The 14871-nt window shown below is 61.7% G+C and carries 14 protein-coding genes; 8 read left to right on the top strand and 6 right to left on the bottom strand.

From position 1 onward, the window contains the following. Window positions 1-923 precede the first annotated feature (923 nt). Both FXB38_RS34620 and FXB38_RS34615 read left to right on the top strand, forming a co-directional pair. A complete protein-coding gene (locus FXB38_RS34620) occupies window positions 924-1418 on the top strand; it encodes a transglutaminase-like cysteine peptidase (protein ID WP_246230355.1) in 495 nt (164 codons plus the stop codon). A gap of 1215 nt (window positions 1419-2633) precedes the next feature. Further along, window positions 2634-2813 (top strand): hypothetical protein, encoded by a 180-nt coding sequence (locus FXB38_RS34615; RefSeq protein ID WP_148755424.1) that lies wholly within the window; start codon window positions 2634-2636, stop codon window positions 2811-2813. 41 nt (window positions 2814-2854) lie between these two features. Here FXB38_RS34615 and FXB38_RS34610 read toward each other — a convergent pair whose 3' ends face one another. Then, on the bottom strand, window positions 2855-3400 hold the full coding sequence (locus FXB38_RS34610; RefSeq protein WP_148755423.1) for an NUDIX hydrolase: 546 nt from the start codon (window positions 3398-3400) through the stop codon (window positions 2855-2857). Between the two features lie 454 nt (window positions 3401-3854). Between FXB38_RS34610 and FXB38_RS44165 the strand changes: the two genes are divergently transcribed. The 3 genes from FXB38_RS44165 to FXB38_RS44935 all read left to right on the top strand — a co-directional run bounded on the left by FXB38_RS44165 (window position 3855) and on the right by FXB38_RS44935 (window position 6460). Continuing rightward, window positions 3855-4649 carry a CSS-motif domain-containing protein gene (locus FXB38_RS44165; RefSeq protein WP_246230353.1) on the top strand — a complete coding sequence of 265 codons (795 nt, stop codon included), beginning with the start codon at window positions 3855-3857 and terminating at the stop codon, window positions 4647-4649. Continuing rightward, on the top strand, window positions 4547-5488 hold the full coding sequence (locus FXB38_RS44160; protein ID WP_246230351.1) for an EAL domain-containing protein: 942 nt from the start codon (window positions 4547-4549) through the stop codon (window positions 5486-5488). The genes FXB38_RS44165 and FXB38_RS44160 overlap by 103 nt, the downstream gene beginning before the upstream one ends. A gap of 606 nt (window positions 5489-6094) precedes the next feature. After that, the gene (locus FXB38_RS44935; RefSeq protein WP_148755422.1) at window positions 6095-6460 is read left to right on the top strand and encodes a VanZ family protein; all 366 of its coding nucleotides are present in this window, start codon (window positions 6095-6097) and stop codon (window positions 6458-6460) included. Between the two features lie 614 nt (window positions 6461-7074). Here FXB38_RS44935 and FXB38_RS43195 read toward each other — a convergent pair. The 3 genes from FXB38_RS43195 to FXB38_RS34585 form a co-directional block, all read right to left on the bottom strand. Then, window positions 7075-7359: a hypothetical protein gene (locus FXB38_RS43195; protein WP_187435344.1), complete on the bottom strand. Its 285-nt coding sequence runs from the start codon at window positions 7357-7359 to the stop codon at window positions 7075-7077. Between the two features lie 126 nt (window positions 7360-7485). Continuing rightward, the gene (locus tag FXB38_RS34590; RefSeq protein WP_148755420.1) at window positions 7486-7938 is read right to left on the bottom strand and encodes a hypothetical protein; all 453 of its coding nucleotides are present in this window, start codon (window positions 7936-7938) and stop codon (window positions 7486-7488) included. A 149-nt stretch (window positions 7939-8087) separates the two neighbouring features. Beyond that, window positions 8088-9029, bottom strand: a complete 942-nt coding sequence (locus FXB38_RS34585) for a methyl-accepting chemotaxis domain-containing protein (RefSeq protein WP_246230349.1) — start codon at window positions 9027-9029, stop codon at window positions 8088-8090. Between the two features lie 264 nt (window positions 9030-9293). Between FXB38_RS34585 and FXB38_RS34580 the strand changes: the two genes are divergently transcribed. Both FXB38_RS34580 and FXB38_RS34575 read left to right on the top strand, forming a co-directional pair. Next, window positions 9294-9962: a hypothetical protein gene (locus FXB38_RS34580; RefSeq protein WP_148755419.1), complete on the top strand. Its 669-nt coding sequence runs from the start codon at window positions 9294-9296 to the stop codon at window positions 9960-9962. Window positions 9963-9981: 19 nt separating this feature from the next. Beyond that, on the top strand, window positions 9982-12132 hold the full coding sequence (locus FXB38_RS34575; RefSeq protein ID WP_148755418.1) for an adenylate/guanylate cyclase domain-containing protein: 2151 nt from the start codon (window positions 9982-9984) through the stop codon (window positions 12130-12132). Between the two features lie 203 nt (window positions 12133-12335). Here FXB38_RS34575 and pobA read toward each other — a convergent pair whose 3' ends face one another. Beyond that, window positions 12336-13508 (bottom strand): 4-hydroxybenzoate 3-monooxygenase, encoded by a 1173-nt coding sequence (pobA, locus tag FXB38_RS34570; protein WP_148755417.1) that lies wholly within the window; start codon window positions 13506-13508, stop codon window positions 12336-12338. Window positions 13509-13558: 50 nt separating this feature from the next. On the opposite strand from pobA, the gene FXB38_RS34565 reads away from it, so the two are divergent. Then, on the top strand, window positions 13559-14464 hold the full coding sequence (locus FXB38_RS34565; RefSeq protein ID WP_148755416.1) for a helix-turn-helix domain-containing protein: 906 nt from the start codon (window positions 13559-13561) through the stop codon (window positions 14462-14464). A gap of 8 nt (window positions 14465-14472) precedes the next feature. Here the strand turns inward: FXB38_RS34565 and FXB38_RS34560 are convergent, their stop codons facing one another. Then, window positions 14473-14862, bottom strand: coding sequence for an SPW repeat protein (locus tag FXB38_RS34560; protein ID WP_148755415.1), 390 nt, complete (start codon window positions 14860-14862; stop codon window positions 14473-14475). Between the last annotated feature and the right edge of the window lie 9 nt (window positions 14863-14871).

The raw sequence follows: 14871 nt of genomic DNA, 5'->3' as shown, positions 1-14871 counted from the left end.
TCACTGTGCAGAGCCACTAGGACCGCTGCGACAATGGCAAACCTTCCCATCGACGTCTCCCTGATTTCCGACGGATCGAAGTAAACTTAGGAGCTGTTGGTGAGCTATTCAACGCCTACAGCCGGGGCTCGAAACTGCTCTGAGGATGCGTACTTCTTAGGATCGGCGAGGATTTATTGGCGCGGGTCAGTCAGCTGTGGGCGGACCTTGTTCTCGGGTTGTGCGAGGGGCTTTCCGATGATGAAGACCTCGGGGAACTACCGACCGAATCCGACGCCACCGCACACCTTGTTCGAGAGAGACCACTGACGCTGACAGCAAGCAATCCTGGATCCCCAGTAACTACACCCACTAGGATACTGCGCTGCTCGAAAACGGCACTGCAAGCGATGCTGCGATAAGCACCAAGCCATTTCGGGAGTGATTTCCCTCGCACGGAGCCAACTCGATGACCATCCCAGCTAAAGCTCCGAAGGTCACCATCGAAGTTAGCAATCCGGCGAGCCACAGGACGGACCGACCAGTAAGCAGGGGCCACTGCAAAAACGCTGCGACCACACTTCACGGTTCAGCCACTGGCACAAACTGCACATCTAACGGGACTTGGCGCACCGTTGGGGGCAAGTGGGCCTGCTACTTCCTCCGGAACCGATTGCCCCGGGAGGTGTTACGCTAACGCATGCAATCTTACATTGCTACGAGTATGTAGGCACAAAGCGCAACTCGAGAGACTTTGAAGTGAGGGGTCGGCGCGGCACGGGAACTCTCACCACCTAGCGTCCCCCACAGATAGGGAAGCATGACATGCGCCCTTTTTTACAACTGCTGTGCTGGCGATTGCGGCGATAATCGTCGGGCCTGACGCCGTCAATGCAATGCAGCTGGAGATGCCGACGGTACCCCCGCCGCCAACAATACGGCACATGCGGTTCGAAACGCCGACGCTTCCACCGATGGCCTATACGATGTTTTGCCTGCGCTACGCGGACGAATGTCGCACCCAGCCGCTCTTTCGCGGGGGTCTGGTTCGCCTGGCTGGCGAACGCTGGGCCATTCTCAAAGAGATCAATCAAACCGTCAACCGCAGCATTAGTCCGGACGACGCGGAATTGAGCTCGGGCGTCGAAGCCTGGTTGATCAATCCGGATCGAGGGGATTGCAATGATTACGCAGTGACTAAGCGCCACAAACTGCTCGACCGAGGCTGGCCTTCAAGCGCGCTGCTGCTGAGCGAGGTTGTGACCCGTTGGGGAAAGCATCACCTCATTCTCGTCGTGCGTACCCGAAGTGGCGATCTGGTTCTCGACAATCTGACGCCGGTGATCAAGCCGTGGGCGCGTGTACCCTATCGCTGGGTTCGAATTCAGATGCCGGGTCAGCCTCGGCTATGGACCACGATCGCCGACCGTGGGGAGTGAGCATTGCACCGGGTCTTTGCCACGCGCAAAAACGTGCCTGCGTCCCTGCTTGGCAATTGCGGTCCTCAGTGCTCTCACGGAGCGTCTGTCTTGGATCACAAGGGAGCTCACGCATTGGCGAAGTAGGTCAACTTTGGCACCAAGTGCATTGATCAATGACTGACAAATCTCCAATCGATATCGGGCACGGCCTAACCTGCCTCGCATGGTTACCTTCGCGCGGTGTGGTTTCGGCTGAATTCACTCAGAACGCACGGCGCGCCCTGGCAAACGACACCTGCTGGCGCCCCCAGGCAGCGCGGATTGGACGTTGTTCCCTGTGCGCCCTCGGCGCGCGCATCGCATAGCCGATGCAGAAACCAACGAAGGTCGAAATCAGAATCGAAACCCAGCTCATCCGGAGGTCGCTCACTCTGGCCGCGCGTCCGTCGCCTCCATTCGGCGATCGAACACTATCATCTTCTAGTTGTATTGAGATCGTGATCACCGTCGCTGATTTTGTCGTCACAGGCGGGAATCTTTGGGCAGCAGCGTGCTTGATTCCTGGCCGTTCGCATCAACTAACCACCCAGAAGAAGAATTTCACCGACAGCAGGATGATGAAATAGGACCACCCCGCCATTGCGATCAGCGCGATGCCGAGAAAGGCACCTTCGAATGCCCGCTCTCTCATCCTCGCTAGAGACTTGGCAGATAGGATTTTTGAAGCATCTCGATCTTCTTGTTTATTCGTATCGCTGGCACGATCATAGCCGAACGAATTCGACGATCTCGTGACGGATGCAGGCTAGAAACGCGGACTCCTGCACGACATCGATCTTCAACGAATTTTGAATCGATGCGGCGCGCAGCATCGGGTGACGGAACAATTTTTCGATGGCGCGCCTGAGCTGTCTTCGCGGGAGAGCGGACCGGTTCTGCGTCAACCGGACGTGATGGCGGGAGGCGGTGGGCCGGATGGCTGCGACCGTCGCTGATCGGCGCGAGATCAGGAAAACCCCGGAGTTGTACGGAGCGCCAGGGGCCAATTTCCTCGCGGTAAGGTTGAGGGGTTAGCTTAATCGCCGTTGTTTGTTGCGAAGTCTCAGGGATCGCATATCCATCTTCGCACCGGGCTTCCCCCAAGAGCCGGCCCCACCCAAGCGAAACCGTCGAGCGACATGGGTCCGCTTGGCGGCTTTGTCGTTGTGTCGATCTAAGAGGATCATTTCGGTTATGGCGCGGAAGGCCTGGTCGTTCAAGGAAGACCGCCGGCTCATGGAGCTGGCCAAATCTTCAACGTCGCTGGAAGAGGCGGCGAAGCAACTCGGGCGCTCGCCTGACGCGATCAAGCGCATGTCTTTGCGTTTGGGCCTTTCGCTCAAGTCGAAGAACGGAAAAAAGAATGGAGTGTAAGTTCAGCCCGGTGCTGCACTGCTCGAGCCGAACAAAGGGAGCTAAAGCTCAATCAGGCCTCTAGCAACTGCTAGAGCCACTACGCCGACGTGCCCTTGCTCGGCAAAGTCACCAGACAGCACCAATGCACTCAACTCGGCGGACGAGACCAAACTAACGGAGACGCCCGTTTCCTCAGTAAAGTTGGCTACCCGCTCGCCGGTTCGAATGAAAAACGAATGGGTCGTGTTGCTGATTCGACTTGAACAAGTTGCCCCCTTACCGATCAACTCGATGGTCGCTGTTGGATAACCGGTTTCCTCGAGGAGCTCACGTGCGGCAGCAGTGTGCGGGTCTTCGTTTGGGTCCAGCATTCCTGCAGGCAGCTCAAGGGAAAACCGTTCAATGGCAGGACGGTATTGCCTCACCAGCAGCACGCGCGAGTCGGGCGCAATCGCAAGCACAACAACGTAGTCGGGCTGCGCGACGGCGTAGTAGGTCTCGGCGGCGGAGCTACCGTGAAACTGTACATCCCGTGCAATAACTTCGAGCCATGGCGACACTGGAATCCGTGACGTTGCAAGGATTTTTGGGAAGATGTCGGCCATTCGAACCTCTTTGGTCGTTGGGCATGGGGCACTCTGCTGGAACCGTCCGCCTCTATCCGCGTTGCCCGGAAGGAAAACGGAGTTTCCCTCGTGGAATATTACGTCATTATCATAGTCTCAATTTAGTTGGTTCTTAACCTTGCGTTCGTCGGCTTGCAGCTTTGACTTACCCGGCCAGTTCGCCATCGGCTTTGCCCGGACCACTTTGAGCTAAGCCATGTTTGGATGCTACGGCGCTCGTCCGGAAAATCCCGACCGTCGTTGAGCCCCGCAAAGACTGGTCGCGGAACGCAGGCCTTTTGCAATCGCCCCCCGTTTGTCGGGTTTACTGAATCGGGATCCTCCCGGAGAATCGACCGTTTACGATTGCTCCGAGAACGAGCCCTCTTAAACCTTATCTTAGCGCTTCCAAGATTAGGGTCCGGTAGTCCTCTCTTACCCCACCTCGGGCCGGATGAAAGCAGCGCGGCCGAAACTCTCACTGGCGGCGCTCGTGCTTGCGGGCATGGTTGCGTTCGCCATTGCCGGTCACTTCGCTGCGACACGTTTCATCCATGACCAGCAGGCACGCCAGCTCGATCAGCTGACCGAGGTCGTGCTGCGCCGGTCCGAATTCGCTGTCGATTTTGCGGCCGCGAGCCTCGACGAGTTGGCCAGCCGCGGGCTCGCCACATGCGACCCGGCCTCGCTCCAGGCGATCCGCCTCCACGTTTATCAGCGCTCCGCCGTGAAAGACGTCCGCCTCGTCAATTCGGACGGCTCGGTGATCTGCTCGGCCTATTCTGAGACGCTCGAGTTCGACAAGGGCTGGGTCGATCGCGCGGACATGCTTGCCTCGCGCGATTCGAAGCTGATGCTGTTCCGCGTCGAGCAATTCGGCGGCGACGCGCTCGGCGTGCTCAGGGACATCGGCGACAACAAGGCATTGGTCGCCATCCTCGGCATCAATTCCAGCCTATTCGACGTCATGCCGGCGGAGTTGCACGCGCACGGCGAGGTGCTGCTCGCGCTCACGAACGGAGCACAGCTCGGCGAGTTCATGCTCGACGCCGACAAGGCGCTGGCGCATCCGGTCGATTTCGAAAGGAGCTCGACGCGCTATCCGCTGCGCACCGTCATCCGCATCGACAAGACCGTGCTGTCGACGTGGAACAGCGAAGCCTACTGGCCGGCGATGGCGGTCTCGCTCGCGCTCGGCGCGCTGTTCGGCCTCCTCCTGTCGCGGACCCAGCGCATGGAAGGCCCGTAGCCGACCTCGACCGTGCGCTCGCTCGTGGCGAGTTCAGGCCGTATTTCCAGCCGATCTTCGATCTTCGGACCGGCGAGATCAGGGGCTGCGAGATCCTGGCGCGCTGGCTGCGCGAGGACGGCACGGTGGTCCCGCCGATGAACTTCATTCCGCTGGCGGAATCCAGCGGACGGATCGAAGCCATGACCTGGCAGCTGCTCGGGCGCGCGCTGGCCGACCTCCAGTCTCATCTCAAGGCCGAAAAGGATTTCAAGCTCTCGCTCAACGTGGTGCCACGGCACCTCTTGAGCAAAGGCTTCATCGAAGCGCTCCGCAGCGCCGTCGCCGCGGCGCGGGTTTCGGCGCGGCAGATCGTGGTCGAGGTGACCGAGCGCGACGAACTCGATGATCTGGCGCGCGCTGCGGCCGTGGTGGGCGAGCTGCGCGACTACGGTTTTCGCGTGGCCATCGACGATGTCGGTGTCGGCCATAGCGGGCTGTTACGGCTGAAGGGTCTCGGCGCCAACACGATCAAGATCGACAAGTTCTTCGTCGACACCATCACGGTGGATGCCTCGACCACGACAATCGTGGAGATGCTGGTGGCGCTCGCAAGGGACTTCCACATGACCGTGGTTGCGGAAGGCGTCGAAACCGAGGAGCAGGTCCGCGCGCTGATCTCGTGCGGTGTCGAGGAGGCCAGGGCTATCTCGTCGCCGCGCCCCTTGAGAAGCATAGCTTGGCTGCGTCGGCCGGCACTAAACAGGATATCGAGCTGGTCGCTTAGAGGAATACCTGAGATCGTCACGCACAGAACGAGCCGCGCGCTTGAATGGAATATGGCACGGCAAATGCTCTGACCTTAATACTGGCACTGCTTCTCTTGTTGACTATTTTTGCGGCTGGAATTGCCACGGGTCACGGCATTCGCGAGCTCCGTTCGCGCAGGCTCAGGCGAGTTGCCCTATGAAAAGGCGCGCATGATTCTCACCACCACGCCTTGCATGATTCTTGAAAGAGTTCCGCGGACTGCAAGCAAATTCATGTGATTGCGAGCCATAGGAAGTCCGCAAATCTGCCTTATCAGTGTTGAGCAGCCGGAGTATCCAAGAGGCAATCGTCGCGACGGTGGTGCTTCAGTATGTTCGAACTCCTACTTTTGGCTGGTATCGTGGCAATTTCGTTCGCCGCAGGTTATGGGACGCGATCGGCTGTCTCGCATCGACGTCGTACGAAGTACCTCAAATGGGAGCCTTACGTCCGCTCCTCAAGACCGTCGCAACCACCTCCACAATTCCTAATCCGTTCCGGCGGCGCAAATGTTGCACAGATGCCGAGGGTCGCATCAAGCGGCCGTCGCAGCGGCTGATCCCCGAAAGAAACTTGTTGGCGAGAGTACGCAAGCGTCTTTAACGATAGCAACGGTTTGCCGGCACACCGTTTTGGAACTGGGGTATGGTGCCTAAATGCTCCGAAACCCCTTCGTCGCGGCCACTGCCGTCTGCCTCGCCTTAATCAGCTACGCCACCTTGGCGAAGTTGACAGGAAGACCGGTGCTTGTTGGGCATTCCGAGGCCTACTGGATCGTGGTCGTCGAAAGGTTCAGCGCTTACGGCTTGCTGGGCTTTCTCTTGTCTTTCCTGCTTCCTGGACGCCTCGGTCTCGCTTGCGGCCTAGTGATCTCCGTCGCAATAGGATTGGAAGTCCTGCAAGCATTGACACCCGATCGCGATCCAGCTCTGTTGGATGTGCTACAAAAGGCAGCAGGCGGAACCGTAGGCGTCCTTTTGGCTCAGACAATTCTCGCCTTCTTGCCCAGACCACCCTCGTAGACTGTCTCGGCGTCGGCCCTTACCGCATTTGCCGCAATGCGCCGGTTGGCAAGCGGCTGCGTCTAATCCACAATCGCGACCAACCTTGAGGGATATAGATTTATGACCGGCAAACGTTACGTGCTCCTGGCTGGAGCGTTTCTCATTGGCACATCTCTCTCAGCTGTGGCCCAAAGCACCTCCACCAACGGCGTACGCAGCGGCTACACGGGGACGACGACCAGTTCACCTGCCTCAACCACAACGTCCACGGGGTCGACCTCCACTCAGACACAAACCTCTCGGAATTTGGGGACTGGCCAAGGGCGAACCGAGGGCGCGATGGGCCTCTCACCGCAGTTGCAACGCGAGATGGGAGTTAGTCGCCAACAATAGGAACACATTGGCGGCCTCGCCAAGTCAACGCATGCTGTGCGCGCGATGAGATTTTGCACCGAGGCGGCCGCTATCACCAAGCGATCGGTCAGCGTAGAGGAGCGGAGCCTCGGCATCGTGAACAGCCGAGCGGCCTGTTCCGAGATCGGTCGCCTGACCGTCCGAGAAAGCGTGATGGCTTCGAACGACTTCTTGCTCCCGCCCGCAGCCTCCCAAGGGGCCTTGGCCCTACTGGCGGCTTAGGCCATTCCGCGCCTGCCATGGACCTCATTCGGCGTCAGAAGTTCCGCCATCTGCCGATGCGTCGCCTGGAGCGCCTCGATAGCGCTATCCAAATCAAAACCCGCCTCGCGGACCGACGCGAAGAATCTTGCTGTCAACGCCAGGTCCAGCTTGACGCGGGTGTTTCCATCGCGGCTCTTGCGGCGATCGAGCGACAGATGCAGCGCCAGCACCCTGGCCTCGGCGGCACTGCAGCCACTGAGCGTCGCGAGTTCGTCATAAGTCATCCAGATCTGAGGCATATCCCTGTCCGCCTTTTGTTATAGGCCTCAACCTAGATTTCACATCTAAAAGCACTCTTGCCGCGGTGCGGTCTTCAGGCGCTTTCGCGGCAACAGCGTCAACGCAAAGCTAAGGCGCAGGACACATCAGGACGCGGGAGGCCTGGAGGGTGTAAACGGCGGCCGCGGCCGCGGCCGCGACCGGCTGTCCAGCCCCTTGGGCAGCTTGTCGGGATTGAGCTTGACGACCGCGCATCTGGCGTCGGCTGCAAGCGCTTCTTCCTGGCTGTAGATCAGCGTGCACTCGAACCTGACCTCCGGCGCCTCTCGCGCCGTGCCCGAGCACGTCGCCATCGCGCCGCTGCAGAGGCCGGTCAGATCGACCTCGACCTCATCAGGACCAAACACGCTCGGATTGCCTTCGGTATGGCGCTTCACTGCCAAGACAGCCGTGAAGCGTTGCTGATCGACCTGATAGGAGCCGCCATAGGTGAAGAAGCTGTCGCAGCCCGAGATCCGCCCCTCGATCAATTCGACAAGGCCTGTGCCCTGGCCACGCGGGGTTCTAAACCAGGCAGCGTATTTGCCGTCTCTCAGCATGAAAACATCCGTCGTAAAATTCAAACGTATTTGCGACGAACTCTGGGGCGCGACAATGACTGATGCGGCGCGTATTCCGGCACGGTTAATGCCTTGCAAAACCAATTCGTCAAATTTCCGGTGCCGCATGCGCGACGCCGGCTGCAAGCTCAAAACAATTCGATGCCGTCATCCGCAGGCACGACCGCCTCGACCCGGCGGGCCGCGGCGCTCGACGACAGCCCGAGGGCTTGCAAAAATTCCCGGTGGACGTCGCGCTCCCGCTCCATCGTGTAGCGCGCGAACAGATCGTCGAGCAGCGCTTGGTCCTGCGGCTGCGGCCGATGCGCGCCTGCGCTTGCCGTCTCCAGGCGCGCAGCGACGGCGGGCAACGTCGCAGAAGACTCGCCGAGCGAGCTCATCAGGCCTTGCGCCGAATTCATCAGGCCCTCGAATTCGGCACCTTCGTCGACGAGCCGGCTCATAAGCTTGCCGAGCCGCTCGTTACCGGCCTCGACCTCGCGCAGCGCCCGGAGGATCTGCGGCTCCAGATTGGTGAGCTGCGTGGGATCGCCCTGGACGCGAAGCTCCTTCAACTCATTGGCGGAGCGCTCGATGCCGTCGAGCACGGGCCGCAAGCGGCCGGCGCCGGCCGAGACCTGATCGGCGGTCGTCTTGAGCTCGTTCGCGATGACGACGAAAGCGCTGCCGCGGCTGCCGAGATGGCTCGCCTTGAGGCCCGCATTCATGCCGATCAGGGTGATGTCGACCGTGGCTTCCGCCAGCCCCGCAATGGCCTGACGGAATTTTGCCAACGTATCCTCGACGACCGCGAGCGCCTGGTCGACCGAGCGTCCGGCGCTCTCGCAAGTGCCGATCAGGGTCGAGGCGTGAGCCAGCGTCTGCTTGATGCGGGTCAGGAACGAGGCGGAAGAACCGTTCTCGCTACCGAACAGCGTGCGGCCGTGACCGACGACGCCACTTGCATCGTTCAGGATCGCCGACAGCGCGCGGACGATCTGGCCGATGTCGCCGCCGAACTCGCGCTGCGCGTCCCTGAGCTGGGCCGCCGCCGGGCAAGCTGCGACGCCGTTGCCGAAACCAGAGGCCACCGTCGCACATATAGGCGCGGCCGGGAGCCATCCGGACCTGGACCGCGGGCGAAGCCGCCCCGGCCGTCTGCCATCGCGCCATCGCGTCTAGAGTCACGGTTTGCCGCGGCGCCGTTTTCTGCCATCACCGGTTTGAACCTGTTCCTGCCAGGGTGCACCAATACCAAGAGTGATTCTGATCACACTTGCTTGGGCGATCCCCTGCTAGGCTCCCGCTGGCACGTGGATCACTCGGGTATCTTGTTCGAACTGGATGAAAAAGTCATGAGAAGCCTGATCGGCGCGATCGCCGGCGTGTTTTGCCTCGCGGCTCCCGCCATTGCCGAGACGCCCGCCGCCATCGTCGAGGACGTGCAGGGCAAGGTCGACGGCATCGAATTCATGGACTACGTGGCGCCCGGCAAGATCATCAAGCTCGGCCCCAAGGCTGGCATCACGCTCAGCTATCTGAAATCCTGCCTGCGCGAGACCATCACCGAGGGCGTCGTGCTGGTCGGCGCGGAGCAAAGCACCGTGCAACTCGGCAACGTCCAGCGCGTCAAGGTGCCCTGCGACGCCAACGCCGCGCAGCTCTCCGAGCGCGAGGCGAACCAGAGCGCGGCAACCACGTTCCGCACCATGCGATCCGATGCCAACAGCTCGCCGGCCAAGCTGCCGACGATCTACGGTACAGCGCCACTGATTCAGGCCAAGAGCGGCAGCACGCTGGTGATCGAACGCACCGACGGCAAGGAGCCCACGATCAGCCTCCCGCTCAAGAACGACATCATGATCGCCGGAAAATTCTATGACCTCTCGAAAGCCGGCAAGTCGCTGACGCCGGGCGGCAGCTACCTCGCGAAGCTCGGCACCAAGCGCTACACCTTCCAGGTCGACGCCAGCGCGACCTCGTCGCCGACACCGATCGTCGGCCGTCTGCTTCGGCTCGAATAGCCGGCCAGCGACAGCAACGATGCGGCGGATCCGCAGGTGGGACATCGTTGCGGCGATCATGATAGCGCTCGTTACGGGCGCAACTTTCACGTCTCCGCCGCTCCAGACGCTGCAAGGGCTCTCGCTCGACATCCTCACGGCCTTGCGCTGGAAGCTCATCGGTGACCGCCGCGATCCCGCGACATCACCGGTCGTCGTCGTGGCCATCGATGGGGAGACCTACGACACGCCGCCTTTCAAGGGATCGCCGACCCAGACATGGACGCGCGAGATCGGCCGGGTGCTCGGAAGTATCACTGACGGGGGCGCCAAGGTCATCGGCTTCGACGTGATCTTTCAAAGCTCGATCGAGCAATCGGCGATTCCGTTCGGCGATGCGTCGTTCGGCAGCCGTTTGAAGGGATTTGACCGGGACTACCTTATAGCCGTGCGGAAGCTCTCCGACAGCGGCAAGCTCGTGCTCGGCGAAATTCTCAGCAACGACCATCCGGAGCGGCCAGATCGCGCGCAGCAACTGGCGGTGAAAGACAACATCCGCGCCCTCAACGTCCATACCGACGCCGACGACGTAATCCGGCGAATGCCGCTAAGCTTTTCCATCGCGGGCCAGCCAGTGTCCGCAATGGCCGTCGAGCTCGCCGCGCGCGCACTCGGTGCCAAGCCCGAGACCGGGCCGATCGGCGTAACGAAACTGTCCGGCTACGCGATCCCGAGCGCGGTCACCAACACGCTCACGCTCAATTTCCGCGGCATGGGCCGCGACGTCCCCACTTATTCCTTCGCCGATTTGCGCGCCTGCGTCGAAAAGGGCGACACCGAGTTCTTCCGCCGCGCCTTCGAGGGCAAGATCGTGCTGCTCGGCAGCATCCTCAATTTCGAAGACCGCAAGCTCACCTCAATGCGCCTGGCCAGCGGATATGACGGGACACCCGGGTCGCGATGCGCCCTGCCCGCGCCTGCAAGCACCGCGCAACAAGCCCGCAACGCGGTCGCCGGCGTCTTCGTTCACGCCACGGTCGTGCGAAATCTGCTCGAGCATGATGCCATCACGGAGCTCGGCTTCCCGCTGCGGACGATCCTGACAATTGTTTTCGCGGCGATCATTGCCGCTGCCGCCTGCCTGCTCGCTCCGACCGGCGCGGCGGTTACCTGGCTTGGGCTCACCGTCGCCTACGCTGCTGTCGCCGTCAGCACATTCGCGCATGCCATCGCGCTGCCCCTGACCGAGCCCGTGCTCGCCGGTCTCGCAGCGCTCGCCATGATGATCGGCTACCGCTTCGTGATCGCCGACCGCGAGGAGCGCTTCCTGCGCAAGAGCTTTGCGTTCTATCTCGCACCCGAGGTGATCGACGGCATGGTCGCCTCCGGCAAGATGCCCGTGCTCGGGGGCGAGATGCGCAACATCACCATGTTCTTCTCTGACCTCAGCGGCTTCTCCTCGATCGCCGAGAAGATGACGCCAAGCGAGCTGGTCGCGCTGATGAACGACTATCTCTCCGACATGACCGACATTATCGAAAGCCACGGCGGCTATGTCGACAAATATATCGGCGATTCCATCGTCGCGATGTTCGGCGCGCCGGCCGACGATCCCGATCATGCACGCAACGCGGTCGCCGCCGCGCTGCAATGCCGCGACCGGCTCGAGGAGCTCAACGAAAGCCATCCCGCGTTCCGTGGCCGCGGCCTCGCCCACCGCATCGGGTTGAACAGCGGCGAAGCCGTGGTCGGCAATATCGGCTCGCGCCGGCGCTTCAACTACACCGTCATGAGCGATACCGTGAACCTCGCCTCGCGGCTCGAAGGCGCCAACAAATACTTTGGCACCGTGATCATGGCGTCCGAGATGACTGTGAACCAGAGCCGCAGCGCCTACACCTGGCGCGAGCTCGACATGGTCAGGGTGCAGGGACGCGACGAGCCGATCAGGGTGTACGAGCCGCTCGCCGAGAAGAACCACGAGACGCAGGAGCAGGGCATCCGCACGGCAACTTACGCCAGCGGGCTTGCGTGCTGGCGTGCGCGCGACTTCGCCAAAGCGGCCGAGCTGTTCGAGAGCGCCGCCGGCGACGATCCGCCGTGCCGATATTTTGCCAAGCGTGCGCGGACACTGGCGGCGCATCCACCGCCGGCCAACTGGACGGCGGTGAATACGCTGGAAGGGAAGTAGCGGCGCGAGCCAGGTGCACCGATGCACCCTCTCCCCTTGTGGGAGAGGGTGGCTCGACGCGCAGCGGCGAGACGGGTGAGGGGTTCTATCCGCACATGACTCTCAGGCGGCGACATCCGCGGAGAAAACCCCTCATCCGGCGCTTCGCGCCACCTTCTCCCACAAGGGGAGAAGGAAAGAACCCAGCATCAGACGTAACAAACCTAAAACGGCAGCCCCACATAATTCTCCGCGAGCAACCGCTGCGCCGTCTCGGACGACAACAGGTACTCCAGCTCGGTCTGCTGGAGACGATCTTCATACTCGGAACGATCGGGGAAACGGTGCAGCAGCATCGTCATCCACCACGAGAAGCGCTGCGCCTTCCATATCCGCGCCAATGCCTTGGCGGAATAGCCCGCCAGCCCGGAATCGTCGCCATCCTGATAGTGCGCGAGCATCGCGTGGTAGAGGTAATAGATGTCGGAAGCGGCGCTGTTCAGCCCGCGCGCGCCGGTCGGCGGCACGATGTGGGCGGCATCGCCGGCGAGGAACAGGCGGCCATAGCTCATCGGCTCGGCGACGAAGCTGCGCAAAGGCGCGATGCTCTTTTCGATCGAGGGGCCGGTGATCAAGCGGTCTGCGACCTCATCGGGCAGGCGACGCTTCAGCTCCGCCCAGAATGCATCGTCCGACCAGTCTTCGACCTTGTCAGTCAGCGGCACCTGGAGGTAATAGCGGCTCAGCACCTGTGAGCGCAGCGAGCAGAGCGCAAAGCCGCGCGCATGCTTCACGTAGATGAGTTCAGGCGACACCGGCCTGGTCCGCGACAACACGCCGAGCCAGCCGAACGGATAGACCTTTTCATATTCACGCAGCACATCCTTCGGGATCGATTTGCGGCTGACGCCGTGAAATCCGTCGGCGCCGACGATGTAGTCGCAATCAACGCGGACGGTCTCGCCGTTCGATCGATACGTCACGTAGGGCCGGTCGGAGGTCAGATCATGCGGCGTCACGTCCTCGGCATTATGCACGACCTTGCCACTGAGCCGGTCGCGCGCCTCATAGAGGTCGCGCGTCAGCTCGGTCTGGCCGTAGACCAGCACCGAATTGCCGCCGGAATGCTTGTTTAGATCGACATGGGAGAGCACGCCGTCATGGGCGATCTCGAAGCCGTTGTGGATCTCGCCCTCGCCGTCCATCCGCTCGCCGCATTGCGCCTCGCGCATCAGCCGGGCAAAGCCATGCTCGAGCACGCCGGCGCGGATGCGCGCCAGCACGTGCTCGCGGCTGTATTTCTCCAGCACGATGGTATCGATGCCCTTCAGGTGCAGGAGCTGGGACAGCAGCAGCCCGGACGGCCCGCCGCCGATGATGCAAACCTGAACTTTCATTTTTCCGTCCTCCCGTCGGCACTTTTTTGCAGATTCCGCCGCCTGTACCGATGGAGGCTTTCGCCATTGTCTTGTACTATTCGAACATGAGAACCGCAGCCCCCGCCCCGGCCATCCGGGTCTACAATCTGTTTGGTGAAGCCGGCGACCTGCCGGACGTCGTCCATTGCGAGACGATTGCGTCGCGCTCGGTGCTGCATGACTGGACGCTCGCCGTGCACCGCCACGCCCGGCTGCACCAGGTGCTGCTGATCGAGCGCGGCGGCGGCGAGGCGACACTCGACGGACGCGTGGTGCCGCTCAGGCCGATGCAGATCGTCAACGTGCCGGTCGGCCATGTCCACGGCTTCCGTTTCGTGCGGGAGACCCAGGGCTGGGTTCTGACCATCGCCGCGGAAATCCTGGACGAGGCACTGCTCGCCGCCGAGGGCCTGCGCGGCGTGCTGTCACGATCGGCCGTCGTTCGCGGCACGCCGCAGATCCGCGCGACGATGAAACAGATCTTTGCCGAGCACGCTGCGCGCGATTTCGGCCGCGCGCATGTGCTGCGCGCGTTGTCGGCCGCCATGATCGGCCTCGTGGCACGAGCGCTTACAGCCGAGAGCGGCACCAGCAGCAGCTCTGAATCAAATCTGTTCCGCCGCTTCGAAGCCCTGCTCGAACAGCATCATCTGGAGCGCCGGACCGTTGCGGACTACGCGAACGCGCTGGCGATCACGCCGACCCATCTCAACCGCATCACGCGCGCGGCAACCGGCGATACCGCCTCGCACCTGATCCTGAACCGGCTGATCCGCGAGGCACGCCGCAACCTCGTCTATACAAATCTTCCGGTCTCGACGATCGCCTATGCGCTCGGCTTCGAGGACCCCGCCTATTTCAGCCGGGTCTACGCCGCAGCCACCGGGCTGTCACCGCGCGCCTTTCGCGCTCAGATTCATGGCGATGAAGGCTGATCCACATGTTACTGGTGCGCTCGCTCCTGCACGGATTCCACCGGCGCTTCGTCCGGATGCCGCTTCTCGTAATGCAGGAAGAGATCGAGCAGCGCCAGCAGCACGATGAGGACGCCGAAGCCGATGCTCAGATGCATCGCCCGCGTATGCGGAAATCCGAGCAGCCAGGGCGACGCGATGAGCCAGACGCCCATCAGGACGTTGATCCATTCCTCCCAGTCCCGGTAAGCGATGATGGCTGCCAGCGAGAGCACGACGATGATCGCGCTCGTGACCCAGAGGTCGATCTTGCCCTGACTATTTGTCAATTTGAACAGCCATGGCGATATGAAGAGAACGGCGGCGAGAAACAGATTATAGACGTCAGGGACAGTTTCGCGCTCTTGCAGCCTGCTCATGACACACCC

This window comes from Bradyrhizobium cytisi (assembly GCF_008123515.1).
Classification (GTDB): domain Bacteria; phylum Pseudomonadota; class Alphaproteobacteria; order Rhizobiales; family Xanthobacteraceae; genus Bradyrhizobium; species Bradyrhizobium cytisi.
The sequence above is the reverse complement of the archived record's forward strand: the minus strand, read 5'-3'. Positions and strand labels throughout refer to the sequence as shown.